The 11,095-nt window shown below is 62.3% G+C and carries 7 protein-coding genes; 1 reads left to right on the top strand and 6 read right to left on the bottom strand.

Annotated features, from left to right (window positions below):
* Positions 1 to 64: 64 nt before the first annotated feature.
* The 4 genes from GSM73_RS01990 to hflK (GSM73_RS02005) are packed head-to-tail and all read right to left on the bottom strand — an operon-like array spanning position 65 to position 6,049.
* Entirely contained in the window at positions 65 to 2,008 is a 1,944-nt protein-coding gene (locus GSM73_RS01990; RefSeq protein WP_160891423.1) for a cation-translocating P-type ATPase, read from the bottom strand.
* On the bottom strand, positions 2,005 to 3,057 hold the full coding sequence (gene hflK, locus GSM73_RS01995; protein WP_160891424.1) for a protease modulator HflK: 1,053 nt from the start codon (positions 3,055 to 3,057) through the stop codon (positions 2,005 to 2,007). The genes GSM73_RS01990 and hflK (GSM73_RS01995) overlap by 4 nt, the downstream gene beginning before the upstream one ends.
* Positions 3,054 to 4,091 (bottom strand): protease modulator HflC, encoded by a 1,038-nt coding sequence (gene hflC / locus GSM73_RS02000; RefSeq protein WP_160891425.1) that lies wholly within the window; start codon positions 4,089 to 4,091, stop codon positions 3,054 to 3,056. The genes hflK (GSM73_RS01995) and hflC overlap by 4 nt, the downstream gene beginning before the upstream one ends.
* Entirely contained in the window at positions 4,088 to 6,049 is a 1,962-nt protein-coding gene (gene hflK / locus GSM73_RS02005; RefSeq protein WP_160891426.1) for a protease modulator HflK, read from the bottom strand. Before hflK (GSM73_RS02005) ends, hflC begins: the two co-directional genes overlap by 4 nt.
* A gap of 166 nt (positions 6,050 to 6,215) precedes the next feature.
* Between hflK (GSM73_RS02005) and lpdA the strand changes: the two genes are divergently transcribed.
* On the top strand, positions 6,216 to 7,616 hold the full coding sequence (gene lpdA, locus GSM73_RS02010; RefSeq protein ID WP_160891428.1) for a dihydrolipoyl dehydrogenase: 1,401 nt from the start codon (positions 6,216 to 6,218) through the stop codon (positions 7,614 to 7,616).
* Positions 7,617 to 7,685: 69 nt separating this feature from the next.
* On the opposite strand, the gene GSM73_RS02015 is transcribed toward lpdA, so the two are convergent.
* Together GSM73_RS02015 and GSM73_RS02020 are read right to left on the bottom strand one after the other, a co-directional pair.
* Positions 7,686 to 9,836, bottom strand: a complete 2,151-nt coding sequence (locus tag GSM73_RS02015; RefSeq protein WP_160891430.1) for a hypothetical protein — start codon at positions 9,834 to 9,836, stop codon at positions 7,686 to 7,688.
* A complete protein-coding gene (locus tag GSM73_RS02020; RefSeq protein WP_076383182.1) occupies positions 9,823 to 11,016 on the bottom strand; it encodes a DUF3142 domain-containing protein in 1,194 nt (397 codons plus the stop codon). Before GSM73_RS02020 ends, GSM73_RS02015 begins: the two co-directional genes overlap by 14 nt.
* Positions 11,017 to 11,095: the final 79 nt, after the last annotated feature.

Genomic DNA, 11,095 nt, shown 5'->3' on the forward strand with positions numbered 1-11,095 from the left:
CGCCTTCCACATCTACTGTTCTAACCAGTAACTCCCTGAAGGGGTACACCCTCTGCGTAGCTGACTATGAGTATGGCCTACAGTTCGCCGAAATTCCCCTTTGGTCGAGGGTCTCGATTTTCAACAACGGTTCCTGAAACCGCAAAAGACGCCCGGCATTGCCCAAGACCAGCAACGTGCTCACGTTATGCAGCAATGCCGCGATCATCGCCCCAGCCGCGCCAAGCCAACCGAATGCGGCGAAAGCGATGATCGCCAGCGTCCAGCCCAACCCGATGATCACGTTGACCTGCAACGTGCGCCTGCATCGACGACTCAGGCGCACGCAAGTGCCGAGGCGGCGCAGGTCACTGCCGATCAATACAATGTCCGCCGACGCAAGCGCGATGTCCGAGCCACCCGCCCCCATCGCTATGCCCACTACTCCGGCCTTGAGCGCCAGGGAATCATTGATGCCATCCCCCACCACCATGGGTCGCAAGCCGTGGTCGATCTCGGCTATGACCCGTTTAAGTTTGTCTTCAGGCAAAGCGTGAGCCTGCACTTCGCCAATACCGATTTCCCGCGCCAGTCTGTTGGCTACGCTCTGGCGGTCCCCGGTCAGCAACAACTGGCGCCCCAGGCCCAGCGCCCGCAACTCAGCCATGGCCTGGCGCGCTTCCGGCTTGGTGCTGTCGGCCAACAACAGCCAGGCGATGAACGTTCCACCCAAGGCCAGGCCGGCAATAGGTCCGTCATGGTCAGGGATCGGCGAAGTCTCGATCCCCAACCGGGCGAACAACTCAGCCCGACCAAGAGCCGCCTCACCTTGGTCGGTCATCGCCACCACACCCAACCCTTGGTGTTCGTGGATTTCGGTCAGCGGCAGATATTTTTCCGGCGCCACCAACCCAGCCAACGCACGACTGACCGGATGGCTGCTGGCCGAACCGAGGCTGGCGGCCAATGGCAGCAGAAAGGATTCATGCTCGCGGACGCTGTCGATGGATTGCAGGCGAAGGATGCCGTGGGTGAGCGTGCCCGTTTTGTCGACGACCAGCGAGGTCAGGTCCGCCAGTTCCTCCAGGAAGGCCGCACTACGGATCAGGATTCCATGACGCGCCGCGACTGCGATGCCGGCAACCGCCGTCGCCGGAGCTGACAGGACCAGTGCGCAAGGACACGCTGCCACCAACACCGCCAGCATCGCCTGGGCGTCGTTTGTAACGAACCAGGTCACCGCCGCCAACAGCAACACCAGCACCAGATAGCTGGCGGCGTACCGTTCAAGCAACCGGGTGATGGGCGGCTTGGAACGCTCGGCGTTTTGCATCAGGGCAATGACTCTGCCCAGCGTCGACTCATCCCCCGTGCGAGTCACTTCCAGGCGTAGCAGGCCATCGAGGTTGATCGCGCCCCCAAAAACCTCAGTGCCCACCAGCGCCTCCAACGGCACCGATTCACCCGTAATGGGCGCGGTGTCGAGACTGGCCTGGCCAGACAGGACCCGACCATCCGCCGGCACCCGATCACCGGCGCGCACCTCCACCACATCGCCGGGTTGGAGCGTGGCGTTGTCGACTTCAATTATCGAGCCGTCGGCCTGAACCTTGCGCCCCTGGCTTCGGGTCAGTTGGGCGAGGGCATCGATGGCTTCCTGGGAACCGAGGACGCTGCGCTCCTCCAGCACGTGACCAAAGGTCATGATGATCGGCAACAGCGCAGCCGTCAGCAAATCCCCCGTGGCCCAAGCGCCGAGCATGGCCAGGGCAATCAGTTGATCGGTGACGCCATGCAGGCTCGGATATCGCAGGCTGTACCAGGCCGAACGCATCACCGGTACAGCCACCAGCACGGAGGCCAATCCCCACAGTAATTGACTGACAGCATTCTGCTCTGGTGCCCATCCGCGCCATACCAGACCCAACGCGAGCAGACCGAGGGCAATCATCGCCAGCGTCAGTTGCCGCGCAACCGTACGCTGTTCACTGGAAGACAACATGGGCGCGGTGAGGGTTTCGGCGTTCATTGCTCAGCTCCCTGAATGATCAGGCGGGAATCGTCTTGCGGATCGACCGTTGTCACTGAACCGGCCTGGCGAAGAATCCCGGGGATACGTTCACGATAAAGACGTAGCAACATCTGAGGATCGCTCTCCTGAGTCTTCGCCAGGCTGAGGACCGTAGCAGTGTCAGCCGAGGCTTTGGCGAGCCGTTCACTGGCCTGAGCATGGGCAATCTGAAGGGCACGGTCGGCGTCCTCGCGGGCGGTCTGGGTCAGTTTCTCGGCTTCGGTGCGGGCGTTCGCCACGGCTTGGTCTGCCTGCTGGCTAGCGGTCAGTACCGCATTGAACGCACTCACCGCAGGGCCCGGAAGGCTCGATTGCACATCGACGCGCACCACCTCAATCCCTAGCCCCTGCCCTGTCGCGGCAAGATCGGCCAAGCGTCGATTGATGCCCTGGAGCAGATCACTGCGCAAGCGTTCACGACGTTCGGCCGCCTGGTTATCGCGGCCGATCAATTCGGGACGAGCCACGAGAATCGTATCCAGGTCCCGTGCTGCAGTAAGGCTTATGGCGCTGCGGGTGACCAACCGGTCCAGCGCCGGCAACACATGCTCGCCCTGTACAACGAAGGCATAGGGCTCACTGACTTTGTAGAACACCCGCACATCCAGCTGCACCACACCCGCATCACCGGTCAATAGATAGCCAGAACCGGCCAGTGCATCGCTGACCGGTGTGGCAAAACTGGCGACGCGATCAGCCTGCAAAGCCGCATCCGAACGTAGCAGGTTTTCCACCCGCCGCTCCAGGACCCGATCCGCCGCTGGCAGCAAGATCACGTGTTCCACCGGACGAGGCCAAGCAAGCAACAGGCCGGCATTCTGGACTCGATCCAGGGCGCCGAAACGCAGGATCACTGCACGACTCTGCGGATCAATCTGTCGCACATTTGAAAATGCCCAGGCCAGCGCGGCTAAAACCGTGACGGCATAGAGCGCCAGAAAGGCTAGCCGTCCGGCCTGAATCCAGGGGCTGACGGAGGTATTTGTTCCACGTGGAACCAAACTCATGGCCGTGTTCCACCTAAACGTTCCACGGATGGTGGGCCCTCTACCAAGGCGCGAAACGGTGCGGCGTCGGTGCGCAAAATCAGTTTCGTACCCGGGGAAACAATCGTTCCCAAGGTGTCCAGCGAGCGTAGAAGGTTGTAGAGCTGGGGGGACCCGGCGTATGCCTTGCTATAGATCCCGGCAGCTTCAACACGGGACTGCGCCTCGATCTCAGCCGCTTTCACCTTTGCATCGGCCTGAAGAATCCTCGCATCACGCTCTGCGGCAGAACGAATCTGCGCCGCTTCACGCTTGCCAATGGCGGTGCGCTCAGTAGCAATGGTTTCACGCTCAGCGCGCATGCGGTCCACCGTCGCAGTCAGCGTCACCGACGGTAAGGTCAAGCGCTCGATGCCAACTTGCAGCACCCGAACGCCGTAGGTGCTGAGCAATTGTTGATCAATCTGCTGCCGCAACTGAGCTTCGAAATCGGCGATGCGCACCTGGCTGGCATCGGTATTGACCAAGCTGGCCAAATCAAAACTGGCGGCGGTGGTTTCCAAGGCTGAACCAACGAACGTGCGAATCTGCCGTGCAGCTTCATCCGGTTGATTCTGCACCGCACGCATAAAGCGCTGAACGTTTTGCGGGTCACCCTGCACCTGCCACGCCACGTAGGCCTGAACAATGATCCGCAATCCGTCGCGGGTACCCACGTCCTGCAGCCCGCTGGAGGTGGTGCGTAATCGCAGGTCCACCGGGATCGCCGCTTCGAACGGTGCCGGCCAGCGCCAGTTCAGACCCGGTTGCAGCAGCACCCGCGCCGGATTGCCGAAACGGGTTATGACCGTCGCCTCGCCCGAGCGCACTTGCACCAGGCTGGCGGCAGCGATAGCAAACGCCACCAGCAGTGCCGCCCAGCCCATCCGGCCCCAAGGAAACGGGCCGGCCACATGTGGATCGTCATGATGGTGATGATGCCCATGGTGATGGTGGTGGCCGGCATGAGCGTGACCGGGATGATCATGGTGATCATGTGAAGAAGACTGGCTCAATGGGCAGCTCCTGGCTGGACAGGGTTAGGTGGCGAGGCGGGATCCGCCGGCAGCGTGAACGTACGCAAATCGAGGGTGGGCGCGTTGCTCCCAGCCCCCAGGCGATGATCGAGAATCAGCAGCTTTGCATTGCCAAGTCCCTGGCTTAGCTGGCTGAGGTATTGCTCCAGCACAAAAGCATGGCCAGCCGTTGCGTAGGCTTGGCGTTCGGCGTTAAAGCGCAAGTCGGCGGCTTGGGCGGTCGCATTGATTTCTCGGGCGGTGGCTTGAGCCTGGTCATGGACGATGCTGGCTTGCAACTGCGCCTGGTTAGTCTGCTGCGCTGCGGCACCACGCTCCCGGGCGATCAGGGCCTGGGCGCCAATCTGCGCCGCTTGCACGCCGTGATAGGCATTGGCGGCGCCGGCCGGCGGATGAATCGCTTCGACCACCGTTGCCAGAATTTCCACACCGCTGTCGAGCCTCTGCAAGTCAGCCTGTACTGCACGGCCGATTTCATCCGCCAGACTGACCCGATCGACACCCAGCAAACCATCGAGCGTCCGCGAGGCGAACTCATGCACCAGAACGCGGCTGGCGGTGCTGCCGATCAGCGCGGGCACATCGGCACTGTTGTAGGTGGCCGCCAGTGCCGCCGCGTCGGTGAGGCCGATGCGATAGACGAAACGCACGTCCATGTTGACGATCTGGAAGCTCTGCTGGTCGGCTCGGCGGCTGGCAATGACTTGGGATTTTTCGTTCACATGACTGGCGTCCCACAATCGATTGGCAGCCGCGGGTGCCGGTCCTTCCACTGAATCAGCCTCGGTAACCATCCGGTTGCCGCCGACGCTGGTGGCCAGTTCATGCACGACGCCGTTCTCGACGTTCAACACCCTGCCCAACGGCCACGGCAAGCCGACTTGCAGGCCAGGGCCGAATACTTCCACCGGTTTACCAAAGCGCTCGTAGATGCCCCGCCCTTGCAACGGAACCTCATGCACACCAGTCAGCAGCCACCCCACCAAGGACACTAGCGCCACCACCGGCAAAAAGGCGCGACGCATGTAGCTGAACGCCCAGATCTGACGCAAGTCGATACCGAAATGACTGTGCAGCTCATGTTGCAGCGCCGACAACGGCTGTGGCGGCCAGCGCAGCAACTCGGCGATGACACTTCGGCCCAGCAATGATGGCTCCAGGGAATCCCGGCGCGGGCTGAACAACGACAGCAATGCGCGCAGTAACAATTCCGCCGCCACCAGAGCCGGCAGCACCCCCATCAGCACGGCCAGGCGCACCGGCCAGATGGACGTTTGTGCGGCGAACAGCACGCACAAGGCGCCCAGCACCAGTACGACAATCGCCACCCGGGTCAGCTGAGCCAGCGCCTGGGCCTCCGGCCATGGCTGAGGGGATTGCTGGACCCACTGACGCTCCAACACCAACAACCCGAACGCCAGCAGCAAAGAGAGCACCGCTCCCACACTGGCCGACACGCCGAGCTCGGTCGCAGGTAATTCCAGGTTCCAGGTTTGCTCCAGACTGAACAGCACCAGGAGTGCCCAACCGAGCAGCCACAATGTGGGGCCGCCGATGTGCTTGAGCAGGGCGATCCAACGGACACTGATTCGATCCAGCAGGCACTCATACCAGCCATGGTCATCCACTGGCGGGGTTTCAGAAACCGGGATATCCATAACCGGCATCAGCGCCCTGCCCCGCCACTGGGTGATCCACCAGGCCGATTGCAGACCCGCCACCAGCACCCATACTCCGGCACTTTGACTGACCAGCAGCGGCGGCCACACCGACTGCGGCGAGAACAACCCGATGAAAAACGCCACCACCAGACCCAGGCTCGCTACGCCACCCAACCCGAAGGCGATCCGCCTCAAGCGACGCCCCTGAAAGAGCGCCTGCTGGAACCGCGGCAACTGGGCCACCTCTGCCCCCTCGACATCAAGATCGATTTGCATACCACCCCGACGCGGCTCTGTTACATATCGTTACCTTATAACGGCTCTTGTGAAATTTATGTTTGAGCACCTTCTCGCAAATTCTCGACCCTGGCCCTTGACCGAGATATTCGAGAACGCACATATTACGATCATAATTTTTCTCAAGCAGAGCGGGAGAAGCGCCATGAGCAACTACGACGTGATCATTCTGGGCGGTGGCCCCGGTGGGTATAACGCGGCGATTCGCGCCGGACAGTTGGGCTTGAAGGCCGCCTGTGTCGAGGGCCGAGCCACCTTGGGCGGCACCTGCCTGAACGTCGGTTGCATGCCCTCCAAAGCATTGCTCCACGCCTCGGAGCTGTACGAAGCGGCCATGGGAACGCCATTCGCCAATCTGGGCATCGAAGTCAGCCCCACCCTCAACCTCGCTCAAATGATGAAGCAGAAGGACGAGAGCGTGGCAGGCCTGACCAAGGGTATCGAGTTCCTGTTTCGCAAGAACAAGGTCGAATGGATCAAGGGCTGGGGCCACATCGACGGGCCCGGCACAGTGACGGTCACTGGTGAAGACGGCGGCAAGACCACACTGAGCGCCAAGGACATCGTCATCGCCACCGGTTCCGAGCCCACTCCCCTGCCGGGTGTGGAGATCGATAACCAGCGCATCCTCGACTCCACCGGTGCATTGTCCTTGAGTGAAGTGCCGCGTCATCTGGTGGTGATCGGCGCAGGTGTCATCGGCCTCGAATTGGGTTCGGTCTGGCGGCGCCTGGGCGCTGAGGTCACGGTGGTGGAATACCTCGATCGCGTCTGTCCTGGCGTGGATGGCGAGGCCGGCAAGACCTTGCAACGGGCCCTGGCCAAACAAGGCATCCAGTTCAAACTGAGTTCCAAAGTCACCGGCGCCACGTCTTCGGCCAGCGGCGTGCAATTGCAGGTTGAGCCTGCAGCGGGCGGCGAGACGCAGCTCATGGACGCAGATTATGTGCTGGTCGCCATTGGCCGTCGGCCGTATACCCAGGGGCTGGGGCTTGAGAACGTCGGCCTCAGCACCGACAAACGCGGCCTGCTCGCCAACAACGGCCACCGCACCGAAGCGCCCGGCGTGTGGGTGATCGGCGACGTGACATCCGGTCCGATGCTGGCCCACAAGGCGGAAGACGAGGCCATGGCCTGCATCGAACAGATCGTCGGCAAGGCCGGCGAGGTCAACTATGACCTGATCCCCAACGTTATCTACACCCGTCCAGAACTGGCCAGCGTCGGCAAGACCGAAGAACAGCTCAAGGCTGAAGGCCGCGCCTACAAGGTCGGGAAGTTTCCGTTCACGGCCAACAGCCGGGCGAAGATCAACCACGAGACCGAAGGTTTCGCCAAAGTACTGGCCGATGAACGGACCGATGAAATCCTCGGCGTACACCTAGTGGGGCCAAGCGTCAGCGAGATGATCGGGGAATACTGCGTCGCCATGGAGTTCAGTGCCTCAGCCCAGGACATCGCCTTGACCTGTCATCCGCACCCTACCCGCTCGGAAGCCTTGCGCCAGGCGGCGATGAATGTGGAAGGGATGGCGACACAGATGTAATGCGTGAACTTATCCACAACACGCGGGGAGCAAGGCTTGCTCCCCGCGTGTTGTGGATGTCTACAAAGCTTAACGAGCCGAAATCCGGGCCTTGCGCTGGCGACGGCTGATCAATCCCAGCCCCAGCGCCACCACCAGCAGGCCACCGGTTATTTGCAGCCAAACCTTATAGGGCCGCAACACCGAACGAATCGGCTCCAGCGCCTGGGTCACGTAGCGTTTGTCCGCGTTGCCAAAATCAGGATAAGGGCAGTGGCGGCCAAAATCCCAGGCCCACTCCACGTAAGGGCCGTGCTGCACATAACGTTGATACAGCGCGCGTTGCTCCGCCAGGCTGGAGTTGTACCCCACCGCGGCGCACAGCACCGCCGCAAACGCATGGCTGGTATGGGGCAGGTTATCGGCCGCCTGGCTCGCCAACGCCGTGGCGACAAAACGATAGTGATAACGCGCGTCCGGTTGCGCGGCGCTGGCCTGCTGGCGTTGCCACTCGCCTTCGCTGATCAGCGGTCCGACCTTCAGGTCGGCGGGTTCAAGGCTATAGTTGCCGCCAAAGGTAGCGTAGTCCGGTGCCATCTCGTAACCGAGCAGTTCCATACCGTGGGTACGCGCGAACCAGGACGCATTGAAATACGCCTCGGCCCGTCGAGTGGGCCACCACCTGGACTCGGCCTCCTGGCGCAACTGCCCATACGCTCGGGCCTGGTTCTGTAGCTCGACGTTGTCGAAGTAGTCCGGCGCCTCGTCGTAACGTCCTTCTCGCAGCAAGCGACGCCCCAGCAGATTGCGCAGGTTCGCGGCCACCGGCAGTTGCACGTAATTGTCGCGATCCTGCTGGCTCAACGGCGGCACCGCCGGGACTTGAGCATCGACGTACTGCTTGAGCTCGTCGACGGTCAGCACCCGCTCAGCGACCGTAGCGGCGTCATACCAATAAATGCTCTGGCTGCGGTAGAGCTGATCGAAGGCTTGAAGGTAATCGCCCCGTTGCAAGGCCAGGATCGCGCTTTCGCCTTCGACCCGGCACTTGGGTTGCACGGACTCGTAATTCCAATCCGGCGTGCGTCGCTCGCCCCACGACTCGTCTTTGGGAAACGCCTGGGCGGCTTTGGCATAGGCCGCCGCCGCGGCGCCTTTGTCACCCTCGCGCACCGCCAGTTTGGCCCGCAGCCACCAGGCCAGCCCGCTATCCCCGGCCTTTTCCAGGAACGCCTTGGCGGCGGCATAATCGCCTTGCTGATAATTCACCGCCGCCAGACGATCGGCATTATCGAGACTGTCACGGGTGCTGGCTTGCAGCAACTTGACCAGCCGCTTCTCGCCGGCCGGTTGCTCACCGAATGACCAACCGATACGGCTGAGCAACGAAGCGGTGAGCAGTTGCTGCACTGCTTTGCCTTTGAGCTGGCGCATCAACTGCTCGTCCGGCAGCTCGCTCAGGTCACCGACCAATTGTTTCAACGAACTGTAGCCGACCTCGGAGCCCAGCAGGTTCTGGCTGGCGTAGAGTTCAATGGCACTGTTCCAATCGTCACGGGTGTAGGCAACCCGGGCTTCTTCGCCGAGGCTGGCGACACCCAGCTCCAACGGGTCGCTGAAGCCACTGATGCTCAACTGACGAGCCTGACGGAACGCCTCTTGAGCCTGCTCCAGCAATACGGCCGGTTCACCGCTGCCCGCCTCGCTGCTCATGGCGAACAAGGCCCGTCCCAGGGAATACGCGGCCCATGTGCTGCGCAACCGGCGCTCATGCGATGGCAACGCGAGCAACTGACGGAACGAATCGACCGCCAGCGCATGCTCGCCGGCGTTGAAGGCTGCCGCGCCGATCGCGTACAGCCGCAGTTCGGCAGGCAGATTCGCCGCTTCGGTGGTGACCTGCTGAACGTCGGTCAGCGCCCGCACCCGCTCCACCACCGCTTGCTGCGGCGGGGTCAGGCCAAGCCGTTCGGCCTTGTTGCGTTGTTCGACGTAGGCAGGCACATCACCATAACGCTGATCCGGGTTGGCCGTCGCATCGGAGGCCGACTTGAGCCCGGCTATGGCGTGGCCGAGGCGACTGATCTCGAAGCGAAAGCTGCCTTCGGGCAGATCCGCCAGCGATTGGCTGCGGTTATCCAGCAGGCGCATCGGGAAATCCGGTCCGCAGGCCAGCACCTGGCCCAACGGCAGGCTGAGGCTCAGACAGAGCAGACGACTGGGCCACTTACGGGTGAACATTGAAACCTCCTTGGTCAATTTTCGTACAGCGCGCCCAGCCAACGGCACGCTGGGCGCCGGCGGCCAGGCGGCCTTCCTGAATGCGGGTGAAGGTAAGCAGTCCGGGAGTTTGTTGCAACGTGTACCCCGCCAGCGCATCGGCACCGTCGCAGGCGCCAACGACCAAGGTCAGGCGTTGGGGCCAGGGGCTGTCGAGATTGCCCTGGTTAACCAACTCAATATCGTAAAGCCCGTCCTGTTCACGCACACGCAAGGCCAGGCGACTATCCAGGCGGTCTCCCCGCGCAACGGCACCGAGGGTGGTCAAACTCCAGGCACGTCGGTCATCCGCCAGCGGCAGGCGAAACCAGATCAGCCCGGCCAGATGTGTCGGCGGGTCGGCCCGCAGTTCTGTCACCAGCCCGGCCACTTGCTGCGGGTCGGCCAGCAGCTCACGACGTTCGCCGCCTTGATCGATCGGCACTTCACTTTCAACCACCGGCACACCACTGTCCTGAGTCAACAGCGCCATGCCGTAGGCTGGCAGGGCCAGATAGAACGGTCGCGTGGTAACACCGCTCCAGCGTTCGGCCCAGCGCAAAGCCTGTTTCGGGTCGAACAGCCCCTGCCGGGGATCACTGACCGCATGGACCTGCAACACGCTGCTGTCCACCGTCCGCAGCAGCCCTGGCAACGCAGGGCTGTCGAGCCAGGCAGGTAATGCCGTGATGCTCAGCCCCAGCGTGGCGGGCAGGGCTTGCCGCAAGCGGTTCAAAAATGCGCCATAGGCAGGCAGTCGCGCACTACCGGCGTCGTGGTCGATCTCGATCCCTACTGGGGCCAGGCCTTGCGCTTGCCAGTCGCTCAGCAGCTGCTGGATCTGCGCGATCACATCGTCCTGATCCAGAAATTTGAGCTGACCGTCCAGGCGTATCACTGCGATCAGCGGTCGACCGTCAGCCTTGAGCAGTTGCGCATCGATCCGCGCGCGGCTCCAGCCGGCCTGGGGAAAGGCCTGCAAGGCAAGAATGCGCAGGCTGGAAAAATCCCTGTGGCTTTGTTGCAGCGCCGGCACGTGAGCCGGCGTCCACTGGCGCTGCCAGACATAGAGTTGTTGATCGAGAGCCGGTGGCGGGGACTGTTCACAGCCGCTTAACAGCACTGCGGCAAGGATCAGCGATAGCCGGAAAAGAAAAGCCATGGAGTTTCAGCACCCAAAAAAGGCTGGCAGATTAACCCCTCCCGCACCTGCCACAAATGAATTCATCCTCGGCACCCTG

Source organism: Pseudomonas sp. PICF6 (assembly GCF_009831705.1).
In the GTDB taxonomy this organism is placed as follows: Bacteria; Pseudomonadota; Gammaproteobacteria; order Pseudomonadales; family Pseudomonadaceae; genus Aquipseudomonas; species Aquipseudomonas rhizophila.

Bases quoted from the DNA above. Each gene is read 5' to 3' on its own strand.
- lpdA (WP_160891428.1), top strand. From the start codon at position 6,216: ATGAGCAACTACGACGTGATCATTCTGGGCGGTGGCCCCGGTGGGTAT.
- hflK (WP_160891426.1), bottom strand. From the start codon at position 6,049: ATGCAAATCGATCTTGATGTCGAGGGGGCAGAGGTGGCCCAGTTGCCG.
- GSM73_RS02015 (WP_160891430.1), bottom strand. From the start codon at position 9,836: ATGTTCACCCGTAAGTGGCCCAGTCGTCTGCTCTGTCTGAGCCTCAGC.
- GSM73_RS01990 (WP_160891423.1), bottom strand. From the start codon at position 2,008: ATGAACGCCGAAACCCTCACCGCGCCCATGTTGTCTTCCAGTGAACAG.
- GSM73_RS02020 (WP_076383182.1), bottom strand. From the start codon at position 11,016: ATGGCTTTTCTTTTCCGGCTATCGCTGATCCTTGCCGCAGTGCTGTTA.
- hflK (WP_160891424.1), bottom strand. From the start codon at position 3,057: ATGAGTTTGGTTCCACGTGGAACAAATACCTCCGTCAGCCCCTGGATT.